We start from the raw sequence: 24487 nt of genomic DNA on the forward strand, positions 1-24487 counted from the left end.
GCCAAGCGCGATGCGAAGCGCGGGCTGGCGTCGCTGTGCATCGGCGGCGGGATGGGCGTCGCGCTCGCGGTCGAGCGCGGTTGAGCAGAGTCTGACGATAGTGCACGCATGCGGCGCCGGCCAGCGCCGCACACACATGCAGCAAACTTCGCGCACAACAAGCTGCCAACAACAAGCGTGATGTTCCGGTGCGCGCCACGTCCGCCCTGCGGGCGCCAGCGCATCGCAGCGGCGGGGCGGCAGCATGTGCCATGCCGTCGCCCCGCACCTTTGACTACTTTTCTTGTCGGTAACTCATAGGATGACTAAGCGAATTGCAGTTGTGACGGGTGGGATGGGTGGTCTCGGCGAAGCGATCAGCATCCGGTTGAACGATGCGGGCTGCCAGGTCGTCGTCACGTATTCGCCGAACAACACCGGCGCCGATCGCTGGCTGACCGAGATGCACGCGGCCGGTCGCGAATTCCACGCGTATCCGGTGGACGTGGCCGATTACGATTCGTGCCAGCAATGCGTCGAGAAAATCGTCCGGGACGTCGGCCCGGTCGACATCCTGGTGAACAACGCGGGCATCACGCGCGACATGACGCTGCGCAAGCTCGACAAGGTCAACTGGGATGCGGTGATCCGCACCAACCTCGATTCCGTGTTCAACATGACGAAGCCGGTCTGCGACGGCATGGTCGAGCGCGGCTGGGGACGCATCGTCAACATCGCGTCGGTCAACGGCTCGAAGGGCTCGGTCGGCCAGACCAACTACGCGGCCGCGAAGGCCGGCATGCACGGTTTCACGAAATCGCTCGCGCTCGAGACCGCGCGCAAGGGCGTGACGGTGAATACGGTGTCGCCGGGCTACCTCGCGACGAAGATGGTGACGGCGATCCCGCAGGACATCCTCGATACCAAGATCCTTCCGCAGATTCCGGCGGGACGGCTCGGGAAACCCGAGGAAGTCGCGGCGCTGGTCGCCTATCTGTGCTCGGAAGAGGCCGGTTTCGTGACGGGCTCCAACATCGCGATCAACGGCGGCCAGCACATGCATTGACGCGCGGCGGCCCGGGCGGCGTTCGCGCGCGCGTCCGGGCCGTGCTCCCGCTGTATCCAGCGCCGGGGCGGCGCGCACGCGCGCGGTGACGGAACACGGACGCAGGTTCGCCGCGCATGCGGCGGGCCGGGTGCGCCCGCGTGCCGGCTACCGCGTCACGGCACGCACGCCGCACCGGCCTCGCATTCCGGAGGAGGCATGGGTGACACCTGGATGGGACTCGCGATCGGCGGCTCGGCACTGGCCGTCGCGCTGACGATGGCGATCGCGCTTCACTGGCTCGAGCGGCGCCGCGCGCGGTTGCTGCGCAACTTCGATCATCGCGATTGCTGGCTGGTCGCGTACGGCAAGTGCTTCGCGCGCGGGCCGGCGCGTCGCACGCGCGGCGGCGCGCGCTGACGGCGGCGGTGCGGCACCGCCGCGTTCACGCGTCGTGCCGCGTCCCGCGCATCCGTCTGCGGTGCGCGGGACGTTCGCACTCAATCGCTCTTTCGCGCGCCTTCGCCTGAATCGTTCTTGTGGAAGATCCGCTTCGTCGTGCGCTTGGTGGCATCCCAGCCTTCGCGCGACGCGTGCGCGATGCCGTGGCCGACCGTCTTCGCGGCGCTCGCGGTCGCGTGGCCGAAACTGCGCGCGGCCTCGCCGGTCTTGTGCGCGGCTTCCTTCGAATCGCGCTTGATGTCCTGCTTCACTTCCGACATGTCCGCGTGCGCGATCGGGCTGATCAGCGCGAGAACGAACGCGGTGCAAATGAACTGACGTGCTTTCACGGCCTGGTTTCCTTGGGGCTGGTTCATCTAGGGTCCGCGCGGCCCGCGGGCGGCGCAACGCGCACGCCGGTTGCCGATGCATCGAGCATCACCGCGGCGCGGCCGCCGAGCAACACGCGCTCGCCGCAGCGCAGCGTGAAGCCGTACAGCACGGAGCGGTCGTCGCCGCCGATGCGTTCGGCGTCGACGATCAGCGGCAGCTCGAACGTGTCGAGCCGGTCGACGAACGCGTCGACGTTGCGCACGCTCGCGAGATAGCCGGCGCGCGGCCGCGCGGGTTCCGCCTGCGCCTGCTGCGCACCGAGCAGCGCGCCGTGCACGGCCATCGCCTGTGCCGCATATTCGATCCCGCAGACCGACGCGAGCCGGCCGCGCGAGCGCAGCGGGTTGTGCGGGGCGCGGTGGCTCGTCGCGCTGCAGCGGATGCGCGCGGCGTCCCACGATTCGACCCGATCGAGCAAGCACATCGCGCCGTCGTGCGGAATGTGCACGGCGATCCATGCGCGATCGAGCGTGGCCGGTGCCGGCGCAGGCATCGGCGTCGAAACGGGCGTCGTCATCGCGCGTGCCCCGCCGCGGCATTCGGCAGTGCGATATCGACCTGCACGCGCGTATCTTCCAGATAGTCGAGCACGACGCTCGCCGCGCGCCGCGCCGCGAGCGCGTCGAGCAGCGGCAGCGCGCGCGCGGCCGGATTGCCGGTGCGCAGCGCGTCGAGTTCGGGGTTCGCGAGCGTCGTCGCCGGCGCGTCGGTGAGCCGCACGTCGATGCGCGCGAGCGTGCGTTCGCTCGCGTCGGGCGCGAGCACGAGCGCGACGCCGAATGCGTCGACGATCGGCCGCACCGCGTGCAGCGGCTCCGGATAGTCGGTGTCGTAGGCGATCAGCAGGCTCGGCACGCGATCGACCATGACCTGGCACACGCTTTCGAGCAGGCCCGCGGCGAAGCTGCCGTCGTGCGCGCACAGCACGTTCGACGTCGCCATCGCGCGGGTCGCGATGCTCCAGTAGCCGGCCGGCGCGTTGTGCACCGAGTTGTGAAAGCGCGTGGGCGACAGGTGGCGATCGTCGCCGGCGAGGGTCTCGCAGATCGCGTGGCAGTTCTGGCCGTCGCCGCCGGACGCGCTGAACACGGTCGCGAGCGTGGCCGCATCGCGCCCGCTCGCGGCTGCCGCTTCGAGGCCGACCGCGAGCGCGACGCGCACGACGGGGCCGGTGCGGCGGCGTTCCGCCGGCGGCAGGCCGGCAGGCGGCGGCAGCACGGTGCGCGCGCTCGCATAGGCCGCGCGGCCCGCGAGCACGTCGGCCGCGTGCGGCCAGTCGTTCAGTCCCGGCCCGACGAGGCCGACACTTTCGATGAAGGCGGTGACGGTCATGTCGGCTCCCGGCGGCTCGCATGCCCGGCGCGGCCGAGGATCAGGCTGCAGTTCGTGCCGCCGAAGCCGAACGAATTCGACAGGACCGCACGCACGCGCGCATCGCGGCTCGCGAGCACGTAGTCGGCGGCCAGCGCCGGGTCGGGTTGCGTCGTGTTGACGCCGGCCGGCACGAACTGTTCGCGCAGCGCCAGCGCGGCGACGACCGCTTCGAGGGCGCCGGCCGCCCCGAGCGTGTGACCGGTCGCGCCCTTCGTCGAACTGCACGGCGTGCGCGCGAGCAGCGCGCCCACCGCGCGGCTTTCGGCGGCATCGTTGCTGGGCGTCGCGGTGCCGTGCAGGTTCACGTAGTCGATGTCGCTTGCAGCGAGGCCGGCCGACGCGAGCGCCTGTTCGATCGCGATGCGCGCGCCGAGCCCTTCCGGATGCGGCGACGACATGTGATGCGCATCGCTCGATTCGCCGATGCCGAGCAGCAGGATCGCGTCGCCGTCGAGCGTGGCGGGCGCGTCGGGCACGCGTTCGAGCAGCGCGAACGCAGCCGCTTCGCCGATCGAGATGCCGTCGCGCGCGACGTCGAACGGGCGGCACGGCCGGCGCGACAGCAGTTCGAGCGAATTGAAGCCGTACAGCGTCGTCAGGCACAGCGAATCGACGCCGCCGACGACGGCCGCATCGATCAGCCCCGCTTCGATCATCCGGCGCGCGGAGCCGAACACCTTCGCGCCGGACGAGCACGCCGACGAGATCGCCATCGCCGGCCCGCGCAGCGCGAAATACGCGCGCACGAACGCAGCCGGCGAATACGGGTTGTGCGTGTGCGTGTAGCGGAATCCGGCGGGCAGGGCTCCGCTGGCCGGATCGCGCTGCTCGTACGCGCGCTCGGTCTCGAGGATGCCGGACGTGCTCGTGCCGACGAACACGCCGACGCGCGCGGCGCCGTGGCGCGCCACGGCCGCCGCGACGCGCGCGTCGAAGCCGTCCTGGACGAGGCAGAGTTGCGCGAGGCGGTTGTTGCGGCAGTCGAAGTCGGCGAGATCCGCGCGCACGGGCTGCGCATCGACGCCGTCCACGGCGCCGATCCAGGTGTCGAGATCGGCGCGTTCGAAGTCGCACGGCGTGAGCCCGCCGCGTGCGTGGCGCAGCGCGTCGACGGTCGCGTCGAGGCCGCGGCCGATGCAGCTGGTGGCGGTGAAGTGCGAGAGCAGGAGAGGTTTCACGAGGGTCGTATCCGGTGGCCGGAACGGGCGCCGCAGCGGGGCTGGCGGGCGCGCCGGGCGTGGTCAGATTTTATCAAACGGGGCGGCTGGGATGCCCGGCCCGGCGGGCGGATCGGACGGTTCGGGCGCGAGCGCGGCGCGCAGCGTGGTCCAGTGCAACTGCGCATCGGCGGCCGCGTGCAGCAGCGCGGGCAGCACGTCGAGCACCACTGGTTCGCCACGCGCGTCGCGCGCCGCGTGGCCGTCGTGCACGAGCAGGATGTCGCGCGCAGCCAGGCCGTTCAGCAGGCGGTGCGTGACGGTATCCGCATCGCGCGCGCGGGTGTCGAAGCCACGGCGCGTCCAGCTGGCGAGCTGCAGGCCGAACTCGCACAGCACCGGCTCGAGAAACGGATTGCGCAGGCCGGCCGGCGCGCGGAAGAAGCGCGGGCGCGTGCCGGCGATCTCGGTCAGCGTCTGCTGCGCGGCCGCGATTTCACGGCGCAGCGCGGCGGGCCCCGACAGCGAGAACGTATGCCGGTGCCGCTGGCTGTGGTTCTCGACCGCGTGGCCGCGCGCGACGATCGCTTCGATCCACTGCGGATGGCGGCGCGCGAGATCGCCGATGCAGAAGAACGTCGCGCGCGCGTCGTGGCGATCGAGCAGGTCGAGCACGCGCGGCGTGACGTCGGGGTCCGGGCCGTCGTCGATCGTCAGCGCGATCCGGCGGCCGGCGCCGGCCGGCAGGCGCGTCCAATTCGGCCCGAGCAGCGCGCTGCGCGGCCACAGGCCGGCGGCGGTCAGTGCGAGATGCGACGCGACCACGCCACCGGCGGCCCACGGCCATGCGGCCGGTTGCGCGACGACGGCCGCGAGCGCGCCCGCGTGCAGCGCGGCCGTGCCCGCGATCAGCGGCGTCGGTTTCCAGCGGCGCGCATCGCCGGGCTGGCGAGGCGGAACGGACGACGGCGCGTTCATGCGCGACCTCCTGTCGGCTCACGATGAGGGCTGCCAGCGGCCACCGCCGCCGCGCGCGGCGCGAGAATCGCGGCGAACGCGAGCGCGAGCATCGCACCGGGGCCGACGGTCAGCCCGAAGGTTTCGAGCAGCGGCACCCGCGACAGCGCGAGCAGGCCGAAGCCGGCGACCGTCGCGAGGTTCGCGATCAGCAGCGACACGAGCGTGTGCGGCGTGACCGGTTGCGCGTCGTCGCGCTTGCAGAAGAACAGCGCATAGTTCGAGCCGACCGCGACGATCAGCAGCATCCCGACGAGGTGCAGGATCGTCAGCGGCACGCCGGCGAGCGCGAAGCCGGCCGTCACCACCAGCACGGCCGCGACCAGCGGCGCGAGCGCGCGTACGACGCGGCGCGGCGAGCGCAGCGCGATCAGCAGCAGCACGGCGATCGCCGCGAAACCCGCGAGCGACAGCCGGATGTCCTCGTGCACGTAGTTCACGTACAGGCGGTCGGCCTCGGCCTTCATGTCGACGAACAGCGCGTCGGGCACGCCGGCGCGCGCGACGGCCGCGCGAATCGGCGCGGCATCGAGCGCCGGAGCCGCCGGACCGGTGCGTGCGACGTCCGGCGCGCGCAGCGGCAGCATCGCGCGCCAGCGGCCCGCGCGCTCGGTCAGCAGCGCGTCGACGGCGAGCGCCATCGACGTGCCGCGCAGGTCCGCGCGCGTGAGCAGCGGCGCGTGGCGTGCGGCCTCGACATCGGCGATGAACGGAGCGAACAGCTCGGGCCTGACCGGGATCGGCTGGTTCGCGACGGCCGCGCGCATGCGTGCGGCAAGCGTGTCGGCGTCCGGCAGGCTCGCCTGGCGCGCGCGCTGCGCGGCGTCGCTCGGCAGGTAGCGCGCGGGACTTTCGAAGCCCGCGAGCGCGCCGCGCTCGACGAGCGGCTGCAATTGCGCGGCGACCCGTTCCGCGCGTTCGAGCGCGGCCTGTTCGGTCGGCGCGGAAATCACGACGAGATAGCGCACGTCCGGCGCGCCGAGATCGGCGCGCAGGCGTGCGTCGAGTGCCTGCGCGCCAGCGGGCACGGGGCTCAGTGCCGCAAGCTCGCGGCTCCACAGGCCGTCGCGATGCAGCATGAGCGTCGCGCACGCGGCGAGCACGAGCGCGGCGAGCGGCCAGCGCAGCCGCGGCGCGGCAGCGGCCGCGCGCGCGAGCACCGCGCCGACGCGCGACACGTCGCGAATTGCGACGTGCTCGCCGCGCAGGTGCGGCAGCACGAAGCGCGTGACGAGCGCGGCGGCCGTCAGCCCGGCGATCGAGTAGAGCCCGAGCTGCACGAGGCCCGGAAAACCGGAGAACAGCATCGACGCGAAGCCGCACACGGACGTCAGCACGCCGAGCCGGATCGTCGGCCAATAAGCGGCGATCCATGCCCGCGTCGCGTCGGCGGGCCGTGCGGTGCCGCGCGAGCCGGCCTGCGCCGATTGCACGAACAGGTAGATCGAATAGTCGACGGCTTCGCCGATCAGCGTCGTGCCGAAGCCGAGCGTCAGCCCGTGGACCGTGCCGAACGCGATGCCGACCGCCGCGATGCCGGCGGCGATGCCCGTCAGCACCGGCAGCAGCCCCAGCGCGAGCGTGCGCGGCGAGCGGTACAGCGTCAGCAGCAGCGCGACGATCAGCACGACGCTCGCCGTCGACAGCCGCTCGACGTCGTGCCGGATCGTGTCGCGCGTGTCGACCGAGAACACGCCTGGGCCGGTCATCGCGAGCGTGTACGCGGCCGGGTTCGGCAGCGCCTGCGTCGCGGCGGAGAACGCGCGGCGCACCGCGTCGATCGCGCGTGCCTGCGCATCGGTGTCGGAGCCGGGCGCGGCCGTCTGCACGACGAGCACCGCGCGCGTGCCGTCGCGCGACGCCCATACGCCGTCGCGGCTGGCGGGCTGCGCGCCGCTGTCGAGCTGATTGACGAGCGCCGTCACTTCGCCGGTCGGGTCGCGCGGCAGCAGTGCCTTCGCGACGAGCCCCGCCGACGAACTCAACAGGTCGAGGCTGTCGCCGAGCGCCTGGTGCAGGCCGTCCGCGCTGAAGCGCTGCGGCGCGACGGCCGGGCTCAGCAGGTAGCGATGGTCGAACACGAACTGCCGGTCGTGTGTGTCGTCGACGGCTTCGCCGTTGTTGATCGAGGAGAATTGCCGGTCGGCGCGCAGCGTGCCGGCGACGCGCCGCGACAGCGCGGCACGCGTGGCCGCATCGCCGCCGTCGATCGCGACGAGGATCAGCCGCGACACGATGCCGTCGCGCAGTTGATCGACGAGCACGCGCTGCCCCGCGCTCGGTGCGCGCGGCAGGAACGCGGACAGGTCGGCCGTGAAGTTCGCGCGGGCGATCGCGATCCCGCATGCGACGAGCGCGAGCAGCCACACGAGCACCGCGCGTTGCCGCCACGCGGGCAGGCGGTGCGTGACGGGGGCGGGCGGCCGGGTGCGATCGTCCATCAGTTCGCCGGGACGGGTTGCAGGCGCATCGTCGAACGGTCGCCGTCGGCCTGCCGGATCGCGACGCTGCGCAACACGTCGCGCGAGCCTTCGAGCGTGATCGTGCTGACGACCTTCAGCATCCGCGAGTCGAGCGGCGTGAGCGTCAGCGTCCAGTCGTCGCCGCGACCGGCGAGCGCGACCTTGTAGACCTGCTCGAGCGCATAGCGGTTGCCGGCGAGCGTCGCGCGGATGCTGTCGATGAACGCGCCGAGCTCCGGATAGCGCGCGAGCGCGAGCGTGTACTTGCGGTTGTTGCGCTCGACGGTGAGCATGTCGCCGTCGACCACGAGATGTTCGGGCTTCGGGTTCAGCGTGTGCTTCTCGAGATGGTCGGGTGCGACGAACACGAGCTCGCCCGACGATTCGAGCGGCTGCGTGGTGATCGACAGCGTCTTCGTCTCGGTGAACGTCGCGCGCCCCGACTTGTGCTGCGCGAGTGTCGACATCAGCCGGTCGAGGGTCCATGCCGAACCGGTGTCGGCCGCGTGCGCGGGCAGGGCGAGCGCGACGGCGGCCGTGACGGCGAACCTGCGTGCGGCGCGGCGCAGCGCGCGCGGGTGCGGCAGCGGGAGCATCGGTAGCAACATCGGCGGAAAGCGGCGAACGGCGGTCATGCGTCGGAATCCCTCGTGGCGGACAGGCCGGCGCACGCGTGCGCCGCGTCGCGGCGCGCGGCGGCCGTGCCGGTCTGCCAGAAATCGAAATAGTTGAACCAGTTGTACGGCGCCGCGCGACAGTACTGGTCGAGCAGCATGACGTAGCGCGCGAGCGCCGCGTCGACGGCCGCCGCGCGCGTGTCGCGGCGCACGTCGGAAAAATCGGCGAGCGTCTCGAAGTGCACATCGTAGCGATTGCCGTCGCGATAGAGGCCCGTCATGAACAGCACCGGACGCCGCAGCATCGCGGCCATGTACAGCGGCCCGAGCGGGAATGCCGCCGGCGCGCCGAGCAGCGGCAGCCACCGCAGCGACGCGGTCGCGTCGTCGAGCAGCGTGCGGTCGGCGAGCATCCCGACCATGCAGTTCGCGTCGAGGCGTTCGCGCACCTTCAGCATCGAGTCGACCTGCCCGAGCGGAATCACTTCCGGCTTCGCGGCCGGGTTGACGGCGGCGAGCGTCGCATTGATCTTGCGCGCGTTCTCTTCGAACATCGTGACGACGACGCGCAGGTCCGGGCGCGTGCGGCCGATCGCGCGCACGACTTCGAAGCTGCCGAGGTGCGCGCCCATCAGGAATGCGCCGCGCCCGCCGGCGAGCGCGGCGTCGACCCGTGTTTCGCCGTGCAGCCGGATGTCGAACAGGTCGAAGCGGCCGTTCATCAGGTAGATGCGGTCGTGGATCGTCGCCGCGAACGTGAACACGTGCCGGTACACGTCGCGCCAGCGCGCGGGACGGCCGAGCACGCGGCGCAGGTAGTCGCGCGACGCGGCGCACGCGACCGGCGAGAACAGCACGAAATAAGTCGCGACGGCATGCAGCACGATGCGCGATGGCCGACGGCCGAAACGCAGCGAGATCCAGGTCATCACGCGCAGCAACCCGGCGTTGCTGCGTTCCTGGCGCTCGGCCCATGCGGTGCGCTTCATCGCTGCGCGCCGTCCTGCGCGGCCGGCGGCGCGGACAGCACGCCGGTCGCGACGTCGCGCGCACCCGCGCGCAGCGTGAAGCGGATCGCGCCGCCGGCCGCTGCATCGAACGCGAGATCGAGCGCCTCGCCGGGCGCGACCGGGCTCAGGAATTTCGCGGAAGCCAGCCGCCACGTATCGAGCGGGCGATTCAGCGATGCGCCGAGTGCGGCGATCGCGTGATCGAGCAGCACGACGGCCGGCACGATCGGACGACCGGGGAAATGACCGGGCAGCGCCGGATGATCGGCGGGAATCGTGAACGCGAGCGGCGCATCGGGCGCGGCCGTCGCGGCGCGCTCGCGCACGTCGGCCCCGGCGGCGCGCGTGTGCCGTGCGACGAGCGCGGCGACCACGTCGCGCGGCAGCTTGCCCGTTTCGTTGCGCGGCAATGCGTCGACGAACACGAGCGGGCGCGGCATGAACGCCGGATCGATCCGTTCGCGCAGCGCGCGCTGCAGGTCGGCCGCGGCGAGCGTCGGCGCGACCACGAGCGCGACGAGGCGCGTGACCGGTTCGCGGGTCGCATCGGCGTCGGCCGGCGCGATGTCGTCCGGCATGAAGAACACGCCGTCGACGACGTCGGCAATCGCGTTCAGCTGATGGTTCAGGTAGGCGAGCGACGTGCGCTTGCCGGCGATGTTGACGAGGTCCGCCTTGCGGCCGTGCAGCAGGAACCGGCCGTCGCCGAGCAGCTCGAGCGCATCGCCCATCGGCACCGGGGTTTCGACGTGTCCGCCCGACACCCACACGGTCGGGCCGCTGTCGTCGCCCGCGGCATCGTGGTCCGACGCGTCGTGCGCCGCGCGCGCGTCGAGCCGGATGTCCGGGAACGGTTGCCACGCGGCGCCCTGCGACGTGCGGCGCGTCGCGATCTGGCCGGTTTCGGTGCTGCCGTAGATTTCGACGAGCGGCGCCTCGAGCGCGGCCTCGGCTTCGTACGCGAGTTTTTCCGACAGCGGCGCGGTGGCCGACAGCACGAGCGCGGCCGGCGGCAGCGCATGGCCGGCCGACAGCAGCGCGCGCAGGTGGATCGGCGACGTGACGAGCACGCGCGGCTGCGGGATCGCGGCGAGTTCGTCGCGAATGTCGACCGGGTAGAACGGCTGACGGTTGCTGAACGCGAGGCCGCCGATCAGCGCGAGCAGCACCGTCGATTCGAAGCCGTACATGTGCTGCGCGGGCACGGTGCCGATCAGCGTGGCCGCGCGGCCGTCGAGCAGGCCGAGGCGCTCGGCCGCCGCGCGCACGCAGCCGACCAGGAAGCCCCAGGTCTTGCGGTGCGGCACCGGCGCGCCGGTCGAGCCGGACGTGAACACGTACGCCATGATCCGCGACGCGTCGATCTGCGGCACCACGCACGGTGCGTCGTCGGGGAGTTCGCCGGGTGCGGCGTCCGGATACGCGAAGCGCGGCAGGTCGATCGTGCAGTCCGGCGCGTCGTGCAGGCAGAACGCGTCGGGTGCGAACGACGCGAGCTGGCGCACCATCTCGGGCGTGTGCGTCGACGGCAGCAGGCTGATCCTGCCGGTGACGAGCGCCGCGCACAGGCTGACCGCGAAGCGGTAGCGGTCGCGGCACACGTTGAACACGTGGCGGCCGGCGGGCAGTGCGGCGGCCACGCGCGCGACATCGGCGACGAACGTGCGGACGGTGACGGGCGTGCCGTCGCGCCAGGCGATCGTCTGGTCCGGCGAGGAATGGAATACCAGCGGGTGAGTCGGCATAAATCGGTCAAAGCGAAAGGCGGTCACCGGCGCGGCCGCGATGCGGCGCCGCGACGGCCATGAATTCATCGTGACGGCTGCGTCGACGCGCGGTACGCGCGCACCGCGTCGACCATCCGCGGCCGCGCGTCGTGCGGCAGCGCGAAGCGCCGGCACGCATGCTCGGCGGCGAACATCACGGCGACGAGCGGCAGCGACAGGTAATTCGCGAATGTCGACCACGCGACGATCGGCGCGGTCGCGAACAGCAGCGTCGACACGGCGGCGATCGCGACGAAGAACAGCGTCCATGCGAGCGTGATGTGCCGCGTGTAGCGCGCGACGGCCGGCGTGATCGTGCCGTGGATCAGCGTCGCGAAGCGCGTGCACAGCGGCACCTGGCCGGCCGCGAGGGTGCGGCCGAACAGCAGCGCCATCGCGAGGTTGAAGCTCGCGTGCTCCAGATACAGGCCCCATTCGAAATGGCGCGCGAGCGGGATGCGCACGGCCCACAGCGCGACGGCGGCCAGCAGCCACGCCGGCACGAGCCAGGCGCGCCGCGGCGAGCGCAGTGCCGCGCCGAGCGCGAGCAGCAGCGGCGGCACGAGCGCCATCGCGAGGCCGAAGCCGTGCGCGCCGGGCGTCGCGGCCGCGTAGTGCGCGCCGATCTGGTACGCCGCCACCGCGGCGACCGCGCCGGCGCCGCGTACGATGCCGAGCGGCGTGCTCATCGCGGCGCTCCGGGCGCGCGGCGCGGGTGCGCGTTGCCGCCGGCTGCCGCGGCACGGCGGCAAACGGACGGACAAACCGGAGCGAGGGGAGCGGACGGGCGCGGCATGGTTGCTGGAAACATCGGGCGGATCGGGGCCGGACGCGTGCGTCGGGCCGTCAAACATCATATGAATGGCGGCCGGGACGCTAGTCCGGGCCGGCTGTCGTGCACGCACATTTTAGGGCCGCGGCGCGGCGGTTCGAGGCAGGTGCAGCCGGGTTTTGTAACCGAATGTATGGCAGCGCACTGAAGCTTTTGCGGCGACGATCCATTTCCATCCGAAGCGGCTCAAGCGTCTGCTGCGATCGGGTCCCGAAACCGGCCGTGGCGGGGGCCCTTCAGTCTGTAACCATTCCCCGTATACGTGCCGATACCCATCGTCTAGAATCCGCGTAACTTTTACAAACGATCCCCAATAACGCAGGCGGGGAAGCCGGCAGACGCCGGAGGGACGGAGATTCGCGCGCCTCGCACCGCGCCGGGCGTGCACGACGGCTGCCGTTTTCCGGGCGCCTCCCGCTGCCATGGGCCGCCTGCCCGCAAGCATGATGAACGCACTGGAACAAGAGCTCGCCACGCTGATCATCGGCGAACTGAATCTCGAAGACGTCCCGCTCGAAACGGTGACGGCCGGGACCCCGCTGTACGGCGAGGGCTTCGGGCTCGACTCCATCGACATCCTGGAAATCGCGCTGCTGATCTCGAAGAAGTACGGCTTCGAGCTGCGCTCGGACAATCCGGACAACCAGAAGATCTTCGCGACGCTCGGCGCGCTTGCCGCGTACGTCGCCGCGCATCGCACGAAGTGACGAAGGCGCGCGCGGGCGCGACGCGGCACGCAGGGGATGACGGGACGCGGCGGCGGTGGCTGGATGCACCGCCGCCGCGTCGATCGAGGAGGAACGCGATGAACGGAGCAATTCGATGCGGGCGCTCGTAACGGGCGGCAGCGGCGCACTCGGGCAGGCGATTTGCACGACGCTCGCGCAGGCCGGCCACGAAGTCTGGGTACACGCGAACCGGAATCTCGCGCAGGCGCAAGCCGTCGCGCAGCAGATCGTCGCGGCCGGCGGCATCGCGCATGCGATCGCATTCGACGTGACCGACGCGGATGCGACGCTCGCCGCGCTCGCACCGTTCGTCGACGACGCGCCGGTGCAGATCCTCGTCAACAACGCGGGCATTCACGACGACGCGCCGATGGCCGGCATGTCGCGCCAGCAATGGCACAGCGTGATCGACGTGACGCTCAACGGTTTTTTCAACGTGACGCAACCGCTCCTGCTGCCGATGATCCGCACGCGGCGCGGCCGGATCGTCAACATCGCGTCGGTCGCCGGCGTGACCGGCAACCGCGGACAGGTCAACTACGCGGCCGCGAAGGCGGGGCTGATCGGCGCGACGAAGTCGCTGTCGCTGGAACTCGCGTCGCGCGGCATTACCGTGAACGCGGTCGCGCCCGGCATCATCGAGTCGCCGATGGCGGAACATGCGTTTCCCGCCGAACGGATCAAGCAGCTCGTGCCCGCGCAGCGCGCCGGCCGGCCCGACGAAGTCGCGGCGATGGTCGCGTATCTGGTATCCGATGCGGCCGCCTATGTGACGGGGCAAGTGCTGTCCGTCAACGGCGGCCTCGCATGACGACGCGCGCCGCGTCGGCTTGACGCGAAGCAACGGCGCGCAACGCGGCGCGTGGCCACGATGCCGCGAGCCCGCGCCGCATAGTGAGGAAATCGAAGTGTCAGTGCACCCTGTCGACGCCGAACGGCGAGCGTGTTCCCCGTCGTCCGCCACCAGCGCGGTCGCACGCGGACCCATGGCGGCCACGTCCACCGCGAACGGCGGCAATCGTGCGTTGCGGCTCGTCCAGATCGATCAGGCACGGCTGGCTGCGCTGCTGCACGATGCGCAGCAGCGGGGCGACGCATTCGGCCGCGTGTTTCCCGGTGCGCTGGGCGCGGTCTGCATCGGCGCGGCCGGGTCGCCGGCCGATGCGATGGCGCGCATGCTCGCCGCCGCCGCGCCCGACCTCCCGCTCGCACCGGTGCAGATGGCGCTGCTCGATGCCGGCAGCCATGCACGCGCCGGTGCGGTCTGCGAAATCTGGCAGTGCGACGCGCGCGACCTGCGCAGCGAGCGACGCGGCGCGCTGCAGTACCGCTACAGCGCAACGGCGGGGCTCGTGTTCGGCAGCATCGTCGTGCAGGAAGCGCAGGCAGCGCATGAAGCTCAGGAATCGGCCGATGCGGATCGCGACGGCGGCACGCCGCTCGAGCGCACGACGTACGACGCGTACCGCGCGCTGTTCGACGTACTCGATACGCTCGGCATCCCGCATCCGCTGCGGATCTGGAACACCGTGCCTGCGATCAACGCGCAGCAGTTCGGGATCGAACGCTATCGTCAGTTCAATATCGGCAGGCAGCGCGCGTTCGACGCGTGCCGCCGCGCGCTGACGGGCGGCGTGCCGGCCGCCTGCGCGCTCGGTTCCGTCGTGCCGGTCGCGGGTGACATGCCGCCGGCCGCGCCGCTCGCGATCCATTTCATCGCGAGCCGTGCGCCGGCCGATCCGGTCGAGAACCCGCGCCAGGTCAGCGCGTATCACTACCCGGCGGAGTACGGCCCGCGTGCGCCGACGTTCGCGCGCGCGGCCGCATGGCCGGGCGACGCTGCCGCGCCGCTGCTGTTCGTGTCGGGCACCGCCAGCATCGTCGGGCATCGCACCGTGCATCACGGCGACGTCGTCGCGCAAACGCGCGAGACGCTCGCGAACCTGGCCGCCGTGCTCGAGCAGGCCGCGCGGCAGGGGCACGGCCCGTTCACGCTTGCCGACCTGAGCTACCGCGTCTACGTGCGCGACGCCGGCGATGCCGCGGCGCTCGCCGCGATCGAACGCACGTTGCGCGATGCGGCCGGCCCCGGCGTGCGGCCGCTGTTCGTCCACGCGGACGTGTGCCGCGACGATCTGCTGGTCGAGATCGAGGCGAGCGCCGGCCATCCTCTGGAGCACCTGTCGTGAAGCGCGCGGGCCTGTCGCTGCGCGAACCGTCGCCGCACGCGGGCGGCGTCGACGAAGCCTGTCGGCAGTCGCCTGCAGGTCATAAACTTTTGTCAGGATCCTCGTCTTCGCAATCGGCCGTTCCCATGTCCACGCTGCAGGCCTCGTCCACCCATCTCGTACTGATTCCGAGCTACAACCCGGGCGTCAAGGTCGACACGACCGTGCGCAACGCCCGCGCGCAGTGGAATCCGGTGTGGGTCGTCGTCGACGGCAGCACCGACGGCAGCGCCGAGCGCCTGCAGGCGATGGCCGAGCGCGACCCCGGGCTGCGCGTGATCGTGCTGCCGGCGAACCGCGGCAAGGGCGCCGCGGTGCTGGCCGGGCTCGACGCGGCGGCCGCGAGCGGCTTCACGCACGTGCTGACGATGGATTCCGACGGCCAGCATCCGGCCGATCTGATTCCCGAATTCATGGCCGCGTCGCAGGGGGCGCCGGATGCGATGGTGCTGGGCCTGCCGAAGTTCGACGCGAGCGCGCCGCAGCTGCGCGTGCAGGGCCGGCGGCTGTCGAACGGATGGGCCGACCTCGAGACTCTGTGGGCCGGGATCGGCGATTCGCTGTACGGCTTTCGCGTGTACCCCGTCGCGCCGCTCGCCGCGATCATGCATCGCCAGCCGTGGATGCGCGGCTTCGACTTCGATCCGGAAGCCGCCGTGCGGCTGTGCTGGGCCGGGGTGCGGCCGATCCGCATCGAAGCGCCGGTGCGTTACTTCGGCGCGCACGAGGGCGGCGTGTCGCATTTCCACTACGGCCGCGACAACGCGTTGCTCGCGTGGATGCACCTGCGGCTGTTCGCCGGTTTCCTGGTGCGGCTGCCGATGCTGGTCGCGCGGCGGCTGACGCGCCGGTCGCGTTCCGCGTTCGGCCGGTCGTCCGGCCGCGGCGATTGACGGTCCGATTGTCATCAATCGGCTGAGCAATCGCGCCGTTCATTCCGTATTTGTCAGTAATCAAGCTGTCATTCGATGTAAACATCTGGTAATTTTCTGCCGGATTATGCAAAATCGCCGCTCCCAAATACAACTACCGAGGGATCCGGGATGCATATCAAGAAAGCGGCGGCCGCGTGCGGCATGGTTTTCCTGTTGAGCGCATGCGGTGGCGTGCAGAATCTCGACGCGAACAGCCTCACGTCGGCGGGGACCAACCTGGTCAAGGCGGCGACGCTGTCGGACAGCGACATCGCGGCACTGTCGAACGACTCGTGCAAGGCGAGCGACGCCGAATCGAAGATCGCCGCGCCGAACAGCGCGTACGCGAAGCGCCTGACGAAGGTGATGAAGGGCTTCGGCGACATGACGCTGAACGGCCAGAAGATCAACTACAAGGTCTACATGACCAAGGACGTCAACGCGTGGGCGATGGGCAACGGCTGCGTGCGCGTGTACAGCGGCCTGATGGACATGATGAACGACGACGAGCTGCGCGGCGTGATCGGCCATGAAATGGGCCACGTCGCGCTGGGTCACTCGAAGAAGGCGATGCAGACTGCCTACGCGGTCAGCGCGGCACGCACCGCGGCCGGCGCGGCATCGCCGGGCGTCGCGGCCCTGACGAGCTCGCAGCTCGGCGACATCACCGAGAAGTTCATCAACGCGCAGTTCTCGCAGACGCAGGAAAGCGCGGCCGACGACTACTCGTTCGACCTGATGAAGCAGAAGAACATGAACCAGAAGGGTCTCGTCACCGCGTTCCAGAAGCTCGCGCAGCTCGATGGCGGCAAGAGCTCGATGATGAGCTCGCACCCGTCGTCGACGAGCCGTGCGCAGCACATCCAGGATCGCATCGCGAAGGGCAGCTGAGCGCCGCCGGATGGCGCCGGCCTCGTCCGGCGCCCGGGATGAACGAAACCCCACGCTCTTGCGGGCGTGGGGTTTTTGTTTTCCGGGGAAGCGGAAAGCGGCCGGAAAGCGGCCGCGCCGCGTGCTTACGGCACCATCCCCGGCAGCACGTACGCCTGCACGAGCGTGATCAGGCCGACGATCACCGCGAACAGCAGGCTGTGGCGCACGGTGAAGCGGAACAGCTCCGATTCCTTGCCGACCAGCCCCGTTGCCGCGCATGCCACCGCGATCGATTGCGGCGAGATCATCTTCGCGGTCACGCCGCCCGTCGTGTTCGCGGCGACCGCGAGCGTCTCGGGCACGCCGAGCTGGTGCGCGGTCGCTTGCTGCAGCGAGCAGAACAGCGCGTTCGACGACGTATCCGAGCCGGTCAGGAACACGCCGAGCCAGCCGAGGAACGGCGAGAAGAACGGAAACGCGGCGCCGGTCGCGGCGAGCATCAGCGCGAGCGTCGACGACATCCCCGAGTAGTTCGCGACGAACGCGAACGCGAGCACGAGGCCGATCGACAGGATCGGGCGCGTGAGCTCCTTCAGCGTTTCGCCGAACGTGACGAGCGCGTCGCGCGGTTTCATCCGCAGCAGCGCCATCGAGATCAGCGCGGTCACGAGGATCGCGCTGCCCACCGCCGACACGAGGTCGAGCTTCAGCACCGCGTCGAGCGCCTTCGGCGTCGCGGCGATCGGCGCGGTCTTCACGACGAGCTGGTCGAGCCCGGCCACGTGGAACTTGAGGACGGTCGACGCGAGCGCGCCGTGCGCGGCGAACAGCGCCTTGAACGGCGCGATGCTCCACACGGTGACGACGGCCGTCAGGATCAGGAACGGCGACCACGCGCGCACGGTCTGCGCGAGCGAGTACGGCGACGCCTGGCGGCTCGCGCCCGCACCGTTGCCGCCCGCACCGAACCCCGCGAGCGCCGCGCCGCCGCCCGACGCGACGAGGCCGCCGGCCGTCTGCTTCGCGCTGCCCGGTTGCCAGACCTTCAGGAACGCGGCGAGCGAGACGAGGCTGACGAGCGACGACGTGATGTCCGGCAGCTCGGGCCCGATATGGTTCGACGTGAAGTACTGCGTGATCGCGAAGCTGCCGCCGGCGACGAGCGCGGCCGGCCAGGTCTGCCGTACGCCGCGCAGCCCGTCCATCATGAACACGAGCCAGAACGGCACCGCGAGCGACAGCAGCGGCAGCTGGCGGCCGGCCATCGCGCCGATGTGGAACGCGTCGATGCCGGTCACCTGTCCGGCGACGATGATCGGGATGCCCATCGCGCCGAACGCGACCGGCGCGGTGTTTGCAATCAGACACAATCCTGCCGCGTGCAGCGGCTTGAAGCCGAGGCCGACGAGCAGCGCGGCCGTGATCGCGACGGGCGCGCCGAAGCCGGCGGCGCCTTCGAGGAACGCGCCGAACGAGAAGCCGATCAGCAGCATCTGCAGCCGCTGGTCGTCGGTGATCGACAGCACCGACGCGCGGATGATCTCGAACTGGCCGGTCTTCACGACGATCTTGTACAGGAACACCGCCGCGACGATGATCCACGCGATCGGCCACAGGCCGTACGCGAAGCCGAAGCCGGCTGCGGCGAGCGCCTGCGGCACGGGCATGCCATACGCGAGGATCGCGACGCCGAGCGCCAGCAGCAGCGTGATCGCGGCGGCGACGTGCCCCTTCATCCGCAGTGCGGCGAGCGCGACGAAAAAGAAGATGATCGGGATCGCGGCGACGAACGCCGACAGCCCGAGGCTGCCGAGCGGGGTGTAGATCTGATGCCAAACCGGCATGGTTGTCTCCTCCATGGATTTCTATCGGTACGGGTTTGAAAGCGGGGTGGTCTATTCGGGTTGGCCGCGTGCGCGCAGCAGGTCGGACAGGCTGCGCGGCGCCGGCTCGAGCGGCGTGCGATGTTGGGTCCAGCCCATCTGCTTCGCGGGCGTCAGCGCGCGCAGCCGCGTCGCGCTCCAGCGGAACGCGCGATACGCGCGCGGATGCGCAAACGCGCCGGACCAGAAGCGCCACACGAGGTCTTCCGCGCGGTTGTAGTTCGCGCCCTGGCCGCGCAGCGGATGCGCGACGGGTTCGTCGGGCTTGCGGTTCGCCTCGGTACGCAGCCGCACCAGCAATTGCGGGATCGGAATCCGGACCGGGCACACCTCGCCGCACGCGCCGCACAGCGTCGATGCGGTCGGCAGGTCGGCCGTCGCGTCGAGGCCGAGCAGGTGCGGCGAGATGATCTTGCCGATCGGGCCCGGGTAGGTCGTGCCGTATGCGTGGCCGCCGATCCGCGTATAGACGGGGCAGTGGTTCATGCACGCGCCGCAGCGGATGCATTGCAGCGTCGCGCGCAGCTGCTCGTCGGCGTAGGCCTGCGTGCGGCCGTTGTCGAGCAGCACGAGATGCAGCTCGCGCGGGCCGTCGCGTTCGCCGTCGCGGCGCGGGCCCGAGATCAGGTTGAAGTAGGTCGTGATCGCCTGGCCGGTGGCCGAGCGCGTGAGCAGGCTCGACAGCGGCACGATGTGCTCGAGTTTCTCGACGACCTTCTCGATCCCCATGATCGCGACGTGCGTGTCGGGCACGGTGGTCGACAGCCGGCCGTTGCCCTCGTTCTCGACGAGCCACAGCGTGCCCGTGTCGGCCGCCGCGAAGTTCACGCCGGACAGGCCGATGTCGGCTTCCGCGAACGCGCGGCGCAGCGCACGCCGGCCGGTCTGGATCAGCTCGTCGACGTCCTCCGTGTAACGCGTGCCCGGGATGTGTTCCTCGAACAGCTCGGCGATGTCGCCGCGCGTCTTGTGGATCGCCGGCATCACGATGTGCGACGGCTTTTCGCCCGCGAGCTGCACGATGAACTCGCCCATGTCGGACTCGATGCAGTCGACGCCGTGATCCGCGAGGTAATGGTTCAGCTCGATTTCCTCGCTCGCCATCGACTTGCCCTTGATCACGCGGCGCGCCTTCTTCGCCTGCGCGATGCCGAGCACGATCGCGTTCGCGTCGGCGGCCGTCTCGGCCCAGTGCACGTGCACGCCGGCCGCGGTGAGCTTCGCCTCCAGCCGCTCGAGCAGCGCGGGCAGTTGCGCGAGCGCGTGCTGGCGCACCGCTTCGCCGAGATCGCGCAGCTGCTGCAGCTCGGTGTCGTCGGGGAACTGGGTCGCGCGCTTGCCTTGCAAGAAATCCATCGCGCCGCGGAAGCTGCGGCGCAGCGCGGGATCGTCGAGCGCGGCGCGCGCGCGGGCCTTGAAGTCGCCCGGGGCGACGAATTGCAGCGGTTGGTCGCTCATCGCGGCAGGTCCTGGCAGGCGGTTGCGGTCGGTTCGGTGACGATCACGACCCAGAGCTTGCGCGGGCCGTGTGCGCCATACGCGAGGGTCTGCTGGATGTCGGAGGTCTTCGACGGGCCCGACACCAGCACGACGTTGGTCGGCATGCCGGCGTGCCAGCGCTCCGCGTGCGCGGCCGCGTGAAGGTCCGCGTGCAGCGTGTTCGCATGCACGAGCGCGACGTGCAGCGGCGGCACCAGCGACACCGTGCGCGGCGTGCCGGCATCGGGCGCGAGCACGACCGTGCCGGTCGCCGCGATGCCCGAGCGCGCAACCGTGAAGCCCGCGTCGATCGTGTCGAACAGCTCGGCTTTCCATGCGTCGATCGGCCGGTCGAACGGCACCGGCGCGACCGCGTCGGGCAGCGCCTGCGCGAGGGCCGCCGATTCGGCGCGGGCCGGGTCGAGCAGCAGGCGGCGCACGCCGGCCTCGGCCAGGCGCGCGGCAAGCTGCGCGGGCCATGCGTCGGCGGTGGCGCACCAGACTTCGGCGTGCGACGCGGCGAGCGCGGCCTGCATCGTCTGCGCGAGCGCGCGAGGATCGGGCGCGACTGCCGCGCGCCGCGCCGCGTAATGCATGTCGATGCGCGCATCGAGCGCGGGCGCGGCGTTCACGGCGACGCCGGGGGCGGCGGCGCGCAGGCGCGCGAGGATGGCGTCGCGCGCGCTCATTGCGTGTCTCCGCGCAGCGAGCCGGCACCGGTCGTGCGGCGCCACAGGAAGCTCGCGAGATGCTCGACGGGCAGCGCCGCGCCGGCCTTGGCCGCAGCGTGGCCGATGTTCAGCAGGCAGCCGCAGTCCGCCGACACGAGCCGGTCGCAGCCCGTCGCGCAGGCCGATGCGACCTTGTCGCGCACCATCGCGCCGGAGATGTCGGGATGCTTCAGCGAGAACGTGCCGCCGAACCCGCAGCATTCCGATTCGCGTTCATGTTCGATGCGCGTGACGCCCGGCAGCGCGTCGACGAGCGCGACGCCGTGCACGCGCGTGCCCATCTCGCGGCGGGCCGCGCACGACGTGTGCAGCACGACGCGCTCGTCCGGGCCGGCGTTGGCGGTGACGGCGTCGAGCCGCACGTCGAGCACATGGACGAGGAATTCGGCGAGTTCGTAGGTGCGCTCCGCGATCGCGCGTGCCTTCGGGCCGTGCACGGGATCGTCGGCGAACAGGGCGGGCCAATGGTGCCGGATCATGCCCGCGCACGAGCCGGACGGCACGATCACGGGCCACGGCTCGGCGAACAGGTCGAGCTGCGCGGCCGCGACGCGGCGCGCTTCGTCGGGATTGCCGCTGCTGTAGGCCGGCTGCCCGCAGCAGCTCTGGCCGCGCGGATAGTGGACGGTCAGGCCTTCGCGTTCCAGCAGGCGGACCGCGTCGAGCCCGGCTTCGGGGACGAACAGGTCGACCAGGCAGGTCGCGAACAGATAGACGTGCGCGGGGGCGGCGGCGGGGTAGTGCCTTTCGTTCATGTCTCGCTCCAGGGGTGCCGGCCCGGCATGCGAATGCGGGACGACGATTTCGCTGCATAATTCCCGCGACGGCGCCGCAGCTCAAATTGGTTGGGCCAATCGGCGTGACGGGTATTCCGGATGGGGAGACGGCGATGGCGGCGATGACGGCACGGGGCCGGACCGAAGTGGTGATGCGCAAGATCGAGACGGCGCTGCTCGACGGCACGTGGCCGGCCGGCGCGCGGCTGCCGGCCGAGCGCGTGCTCGCGCAGCAGTACGGCGTCGCGCGCAATACGGTGCGCGAGGCGACCCAGCGGCTCGTCGCGCGCGGGCTGCTGCAGAGCCGGCGCGGCGCGGGCGTCTACGTGACGGACCAGTTGCGCGCGGGCATCGCGTCGCCGTGGGGGCAGCTGGTTGCCGACCATCCGGCGCTGCGCGACGACATACTCGAGTTTCGCCGCGTGCTTGAAGGCGCGACCGCGTATTTCGCCGCGCTGCGCGCCGACGCGCACGACCGGCGCCGGATCCGCGCGCTGCTGCGCGAGCTCGAGACCGCGCACGCGAACGACGACGCGGCCCTCGAGGCGTCGGCCGACGCGAAGCTGCACGAGGCGATCGCGCTCGCGTCGCACAACACGATGTTCCTGCACCTGCACACGAGCGTGCTCGGGATGCTGCGCGAGCACATCTCGATCAACGTCGCGGGGATGACCACGCACGACGAGCAGGCATCGGAGTTGCTGCTGCAGCAGCACCGGGTGGTCTGCGACGCGATCTGCGCGCACCGGCCCGAGGAGGCGCGCACGGCGATGCAGACCCATATCGACTACGTGCGCAGCCACTTCGAGCGAAGCGACGACGCGCCGTGAGATTGGTTGGACCATGGGCGCGGCGGGTCCGCCTGGCGGTCGAATCCGAGGACGCCCGCCGGCCGCGGTTCAGGGCCGCGGCCGCGCGCGGCATGCGTGGCGGCTCGGCGCCGCATGCGCCGGGCGCACGATTGACCGGTTCATCGGGCGCCCCCTAGAATCGATTGAACCCGCCCGTCAGCCGCGCGCCGCGGCGATTGCGGACCCGTTGATCCGCCTGTCGAGGGAGTTTCCGTGCTCACGTCCTTGATCCGGTGCGCGCCGGCCGCATTGTCGTTGCGCGCCGTCGGCCGCCCGGCCTGCGCGCTCGCCGTGTGCGCGCTGCTGTCGCTGGCCACCGCCTGCGCGACGCATCCGCCCGCCACCACGCTCGATCGTCCCGTCTCGCACGCGTTGCCGACCGATACCGCGACGCCGTTGCGCGCTGCGCTGGCCGCGCCGGAAGCCGCGCATCCGGGGCAGTCGGGCTTCCGGCTGCTGCCCGACGGCGCGACCGCGCTGCAGATGCGCATCGCGCTCGCACGCGCGGCGACGAAGACGCTCGACATGCAGTACTACATCGCGACCGAGGACACGACCGGCAAGCTGCTGCTGGGCGCGGCGCTGTATGCGGCCGATCGCGGCGTGCGCGTGCGGATGCTGGTCGACGACCTGAACTTCCACGACATCGATCGCGTCATGGCCGCGCTGAACACGCACACGAACATCGAGATTCGCGTGTTCAATCCGTTCGGCGCGTCGCAATACGGGATGGTCGAGCGCACGGCCAACTACTTCACGCGGATCGACAGCTTCACGCGGCGGATGCACAACAAGGCGATGATCGCGGACAACCAGCTCGCGATCGTCGGCGGCCGCAATCTCGGCGACGAATACTTCAGTGCGAGCCCGACGTTGCAGTTTCGCGATCTCGACGTGCTCGCCGCGGGCCCCGTGACGAACGATGTCTCGAAGAGCTTCGACGGCTACTGGGCGAGCGCGAGCAGCTATCCGTTGCGCGTGCTGAATCATCAGACGTTCGCTCCGAAGGATCTCGACGCGATGCGCGACGAGCTGCGCGACCACTGGCGCAAGAATGCCGACCCGTACAACGCGAAGCCGCTGAACGCGACACCGCTCGCGCAGCAGATCGCGCGCGACCAGCTCGCGCTCGTGTGGGCGCCGGCCGAATTCAAGGTCGATGCGCCGACCAAGGTCGCGCAGCCGACCGATGCATACGTGAGCCCGCCGATGCAGCGCCTCGTCGAACTGATGCGCGGCGCGCAGAAGGAATTCCTCGCGTTTTCGCCGTACTTCGTGCCGCACGATGCCGGCGTGAAGATCCTCGGCGACACGGTCGGGCGCGGCGTGCGCGTCGCGATCGTGACGAATTCGCTCGCGGCGACCGACGCGGTCGCGGTGCAGGCCGGCTACGCGCCGTACCGCGTGCCGTTGCTTGAGCGCGGCGTCGAGCTGTACGAGTTCAAGGCACAGCCGGGCCAGCAGTCCGCGCGGCTGTTCGGCTCGCGCTCGCGTGCGAGCCTGCACGCGAAGGCGTACGTGATCGACCGGCACATCCTGGTGATCGGCTCGCTGAATCTCGACCCGCGCTCGGCGCACCTCAACACCGAGCTCGCGCTCGTGATCCACAGCCCGGTGCTCGCGCAGCAGGCCGCGGAGATCTTCGCACGGGTGACGCAGCCTGATGAAAGCTATCGCGTCACGCTCGTGAAGCAAATGGACGGCGGGCCGCCGGCACTCGAATGGACGGGCGTCGACGGCGGCCAGTCGACCCTCTATCACGTCGATCCGCATGCCGGGCTGCTGCGCAACGTGATGACCGGCCTTTTCATGCTGCTGCCGGTCGACGACCAGTTGTAAGGGCCGGAACGGCTCGGGCCAAACCCGCGATACCGGTGCGCGGGGAATGGTGATATGGTTGTGCGCGCAACGATATGCGTATCGTGAAGGGT

The 24487-nt window shown here is 70.9% G+C and carries 24 protein-coding genes; 9 read left to right on the top strand and 15 right to left on the bottom strand.

Going from position 1 to position 24487, the window contains the following annotated elements:
* Positions 1 to 246 (bottom strand): hypothetical protein (locus tag DIE17_RS38300; protein ID WP_260426898.1); only part of this gene is annotated, 246 nt, incomplete at its 3' end.
* A 55-nt stretch (positions 247 to 301) separates the two neighbouring features.
* Between DIE17_RS38300 and phbB the strand changes: the two genes are divergently transcribed.
* A complete protein-coding gene (gene phbB / locus DIE17_RS05115) occupies positions 302 to 1045 on the top strand; it encodes an acetoacetyl-CoA reductase (RefSeq protein WP_124488572.1) in 744 nt (247 codons plus the stop codon).
* Positions 1046 to 1243: 198 nt separating this feature from the next.
* Positions 1244 to 1444, top strand: a complete 201-nt coding sequence (locus DIE17_RS05120) for a hypothetical protein (protein ID WP_044847444.1) — start codon at positions 1244 to 1246, stop codon at positions 1442 to 1444.
* An 80-nt stretch (positions 1445 to 1524) separates the two neighbouring features.
* On the opposite strand, the gene DIE17_RS05125 is transcribed toward DIE17_RS05120, so the two are convergent.
* From DIE17_RS05125 to DIE17_RS05170, 10 genes are all read right to left on the bottom strand, one after another.
* Entirely contained in the window at positions 1525 to 1842 is a 318-nt protein-coding gene (locus DIE17_RS05125) for a hypothetical protein (RefSeq protein ID WP_124488573.1), read from the bottom strand.
* The gene (locus DIE17_RS05130) at positions 1839 to 2375 is read right to left on the bottom strand and encodes a hotdog family protein (RefSeq protein WP_124521011.1); all 537 of its coding nucleotides are present in this window, start codon (positions 2373 to 2375) and stop codon (positions 1839 to 1841) included. The genes DIE17_RS05125 and DIE17_RS05130 overlap by 4 nt, the downstream gene beginning before the upstream one ends.
* Positions 2372 to 3190: a beta-ketoacyl synthase chain length factor gene (locus tag DIE17_RS05135; RefSeq protein ID WP_124521012.1), complete on the bottom strand. Its 819-nt coding sequence runs from the start codon at positions 3188 to 3190 to the stop codon at positions 2372 to 2374. Before DIE17_RS05135 ends, DIE17_RS05130 begins: the two co-directional genes overlap by 4 nt.
* A complete protein-coding gene (locus DIE17_RS05140) occupies positions 3187 to 4410 on the bottom strand; it encodes a beta-ketoacyl-[acyl-carrier-protein] synthase family protein (RefSeq protein ID WP_124488576.1) in 1224 nt (407 codons plus the stop codon). Before DIE17_RS05140 ends, DIE17_RS05135 begins: the two co-directional genes overlap by 4 nt.
* Positions 4411 to 4473: 63 nt before the next feature.
* A complete protein-coding gene (locus DIE17_RS05145; RefSeq protein WP_124488577.1) occupies positions 4474 to 5367 on the bottom strand; it encodes a polysaccharide deacetylase family protein in 894 nt (297 codons plus the stop codon).
* Positions 5364 to 7847 (bottom strand): MMPL family transporter, encoded by a 2484-nt coding sequence (locus tag DIE17_RS05150; RefSeq protein ID WP_124521013.1) that lies wholly within the window; start codon positions 7845 to 7847, stop codon positions 5364 to 5366. The genes DIE17_RS05145 and DIE17_RS05150 overlap by 4 nt, the downstream gene beginning before the upstream one ends.
* On the bottom strand, positions 7847 to 8503 hold the full coding sequence (locus DIE17_RS05155) for an outer membrane lipoprotein carrier protein LolA (RefSeq protein WP_124488579.1): 657 nt from the start codon (positions 8501 to 8503) through the stop codon (positions 7847 to 7849). Before DIE17_RS05155 ends, DIE17_RS05150 begins: the two co-directional genes overlap by 1 nt.
* On the bottom strand, positions 8500 to 9474 hold the full coding sequence (locus DIE17_RS05160; RefSeq protein WP_124488580.1) for an acyl-CoA synthetase: 975 nt from the start codon (positions 9472 to 9474) through the stop codon (positions 8500 to 8502). The genes DIE17_RS05155 and DIE17_RS05160 overlap by 4 nt, the downstream gene beginning before the upstream one ends.
* On the bottom strand, positions 9471 to 11240 hold the full coding sequence (locus DIE17_RS05165) for an AMP-binding protein (RefSeq protein WP_124521014.1): 1770 nt from the start codon (positions 11238 to 11240) through the stop codon (positions 9471 to 9473). Before DIE17_RS05165 ends, DIE17_RS05160 begins: the two co-directional genes overlap by 4 nt.
* A gap of 65 nt (positions 11241 to 11305) precedes the next feature.
* Positions 11306 to 11950 (bottom strand): hypothetical protein, encoded by a 645-nt coding sequence (locus tag DIE17_RS05170; protein WP_124521015.1) that lies wholly within the window; start codon positions 11948 to 11950, stop codon positions 11306 to 11308.
* Positions 11951 to 12515: 565 nt separating this feature from the next.
* On the opposite strand from DIE17_RS05170, the gene DIE17_RS05175 reads away from it, so the two are divergent.
* From DIE17_RS05175 to DIE17_RS05195, 5 genes are all read left to right on the top strand, one after another.
* The gene (locus DIE17_RS05175; RefSeq protein ID WP_014896047.1) at positions 12516 to 12800 is read left to right on the top strand and encodes a phosphopantetheine-binding protein; all 285 of its coding nucleotides are present in this window, start codon (positions 12516 to 12518) and stop codon (positions 12798 to 12800) included.
* 115 nt (positions 12801 to 12915) lie between these two features.
* Positions 12916 to 13632, top strand: coding sequence for a 3-oxoacyl-ACP reductase FabG (gene fabG / locus DIE17_RS05180; protein WP_124488583.1), 717 nt, complete (start codon positions 12916 to 12918; stop codon positions 13630 to 13632).
* Positions 13633 to 13729: 97 nt separating this feature from the next.
* Positions 13730 to 15010 (top strand): endoribonuclease L-PSP, encoded by a 1281-nt coding sequence (locus DIE17_RS05185; protein WP_124521016.1) that lies wholly within the window; start codon positions 13730 to 13732, stop codon positions 15008 to 15010.
* Between the two features lie 125 nt (positions 15011 to 15135).
* On the top strand, positions 15136 to 15942 hold the full coding sequence (locus DIE17_RS05190) for a glycosyltransferase family 2 protein (RefSeq protein WP_124488585.1): 807 nt from the start codon (positions 15136 to 15138) through the stop codon (positions 15940 to 15942).
* A gap of 150 nt (positions 15943 to 16092) precedes the next feature.
* Positions 16093 to 16854 carry a M48 family metalloprotease gene (locus DIE17_RS05195; protein ID WP_124521017.1) on the top strand — a complete coding sequence of 254 codons (762 nt, stop codon included), beginning with the start codon at positions 16093 to 16095 and terminating at the stop codon, positions 16852 to 16854.
* Positions 16855 to 16979: 125 nt separating this feature from the next.
* Here the strand turns inward: DIE17_RS05195 and DIE17_RS05200 are convergent, their stop codons facing one another.
* Genes DIE17_RS05200 through DIE17_RS05215 form a run of 4 tightly spaced genes read right to left on the bottom strand, consistent with a single transcriptional unit; the run spans position 16980 to position 21684 of the window.
* Complete coding sequence (locus tag DIE17_RS05200; protein ID WP_124522774.1) at positions 16980 to 18680, bottom strand: lactate permease LctP family transporter; 1701 nt, start codon at positions 18678 to 18680, stop codon at positions 16980 to 16982.
* Positions 18681 to 18731: 51 nt separating this feature from the next.
* A complete protein-coding gene (locus DIE17_RS05205) occupies positions 18732 to 20177 on the bottom strand; it encodes a LutB/LldF family L-lactate oxidation iron-sulfur protein (RefSeq protein ID WP_124522775.1) in 1446 nt (481 codons plus the stop codon).
* On the bottom strand, positions 20174 to 20887 hold the full coding sequence (locus DIE17_RS05210) for an LUD domain-containing protein (RefSeq protein WP_124521023.1): 714 nt from the start codon (positions 20885 to 20887) through the stop codon (positions 20174 to 20176). Before DIE17_RS05210 ends, DIE17_RS05205 begins: the two co-directional genes overlap by 4 nt.
* Entirely contained in the window at positions 20884 to 21684 is an 801-nt protein-coding gene (locus DIE17_RS05215; protein ID WP_124521024.1) for a (Fe-S)-binding protein, read from the bottom strand. The genes DIE17_RS05210 and DIE17_RS05215 overlap by 4 nt, the downstream gene beginning before the upstream one ends.
* A 134-nt stretch (positions 21685 to 21818) precedes the next feature.
* On the opposite strand from DIE17_RS05215, the gene DIE17_RS05220 reads away from it, so the two are divergent.
* Positions 21819 to 22535 (top strand): FadR/GntR family transcriptional regulator, encoded by a 717-nt coding sequence (locus tag DIE17_RS05220; RefSeq protein ID WP_124488590.1) that lies wholly within the window; start codon positions 21819 to 21821, stop codon positions 22533 to 22535.
* Positions 22536 to 22769: 234 nt separating this feature from the next.
* A complete protein-coding gene (locus DIE17_RS05225; RefSeq protein ID WP_124488591.1) occupies positions 22770 to 24395 on the top strand; it encodes a phospholipase D family protein in 1626 nt (541 codons plus the stop codon).
* Positions 24396 to 24487 lie beyond the last annotated feature (92 nt).

Origin of the sequence: Burkholderia sp. Bp9099, assembly GCF_003857805.1 — a bacterium.
GTDB lineage: Bacteria > Pseudomonadota > Gammaproteobacteria > Burkholderiales > Burkholderiaceae > Burkholderia.

What these genes read in the sequence shown, in the direction of transcription:
- DIE17_RS05135 (WP_124521012.1), bottom strand. Translation starts at nt 3,190, where the DNA reads ATGACCGTCACCGCCTTCATCGAAAGTGTCGGCCTCGTCGGGCCGGGA.
- DIE17_RS05195 (WP_124521017.1), top strand. Translation starts at nt 16,093, where the DNA reads ATGCATATCAAGAAAGCGGCGGCCGCGTGCGGCATGGTTTTCCTGTTG.
- DIE17_RS05170 (WP_124521015.1), bottom strand. Translation starts at nt 11,950, where the DNA reads ATGAGCACGCCGCTCGGCATCGTACGCGGCGCCGGCGCGGTCGCCGCG.
- DIE17_RS05175 (WP_014896047.1), top strand. Translation starts at nt 12,516, where the DNA reads ATGGGCCGCCTGCCCGCAAGCATGATGAACGCACTGGAACAAGAGCTC.
- DIE17_RS05190 (WP_124488585.1), top strand. Translation starts at nt 15,136, where the DNA reads ATGTCCACGCTGCAGGCCTCGTCCACCCATCTCGTACTGATTCCGAGC.
- DIE17_RS05160 (WP_124488580.1), bottom strand. Translation starts at nt 9,474, where the DNA reads ATGAAGCGCACCGCATGGGCCGAGCGCCAGGAACGCAGCAACGCCGGG.
- phbB (WP_124488572.1), top strand. Translation starts at nt 302, where the DNA reads ATGACTAAGCGAATTGCAGTTGTGACGGGTGGGATGGGTGGTCTCGGC.
- DIE17_RS05215 (WP_124521024.1), bottom strand. Translation starts at nt 21,684, where the DNA reads ATGAACGAAAGGCACTACCCCGCCGCCGCCCCCGCGCACGTCTATCTG.
- DIE17_RS05165 (WP_124521014.1), bottom strand. Translation starts at nt 11,240, where the DNA reads ATGCCGACTCACCCGCTGGTATTCCATTCCTCGCCGGACCAGACGATC.
- DIE17_RS05120 (WP_044847444.1), top strand. Translation starts at nt 1,244, where the DNA reads ATGGGTGACACCTGGATGGGACTCGCGATCGGCGGCTCGGCACTGGCC.
- DIE17_RS05150 (WP_124521013.1), bottom strand. Translation starts at nt 7,847, where the DNA reads ATGGACGATCGCACCCGGCCGCCCGCCCCCGTCACGCACCGCCTGCCC.
- DIE17_RS05155 (WP_124488579.1), bottom strand. Translation starts at nt 8,503, where the DNA reads ATGACCGCCGTTCGCCGCTTTCCGCCGATGTTGCTACCGATGCTCCCG.
- DIE17_RS05125 (WP_124488573.1), bottom strand. Translation starts at nt 1,842, where the DNA reads ATGAACCAGCCCCAAGGAAACCAGGCCGTGAAAGCACGTCAGTTCATT.
- DIE17_RS05210 (WP_124521023.1), bottom strand. Translation starts at nt 20,887, where the DNA reads ATGAGCGCGCGCGACGCCATCCTCGCGCGCCTGCGCGCCGCCGCCCCC.
- fabG (WP_124488583.1), top strand. Translation starts at nt 12,916, where the DNA reads ATGCGGGCGCTCGTAACGGGCGGCAGCGGCGCACTCGGGCAGGCGATT.
- DIE17_RS05145 (WP_124488577.1), bottom strand. Translation starts at nt 5,367, where the DNA reads ATGAACGCGCCGTCGTCCGTTCCGCCTCGCCAGCCCGGCGATGCGCGC.
- DIE17_RS05130 (WP_124521011.1), bottom strand. Translation starts at nt 2,375, where the DNA reads ATGACGACGCCCGTTTCGACGCCGATGCCTGCGCCGGCACCGGCCACG.
- DIE17_RS05205 (WP_124522775.1), bottom strand. Translation starts at nt 20,177, where the DNA reads ATGAGCGACCAACCGCTGCAATTCGTCGCCCCGGGCGACTTCAAGGCC.
- DIE17_RS05220 (WP_124488590.1), top strand. Translation starts at nt 21,819, where the DNA reads ATGGCGGCGATGACGGCACGGGGCCGGACCGAAGTGGTGATGCGCAAG.
- DIE17_RS05200 (WP_124522774.1), bottom strand. Translation starts at nt 18,680, where the DNA reads ATGCCGGTTTGGCATCAGATCTACACCCCGCTCGGCAGCCTCGGGCTG.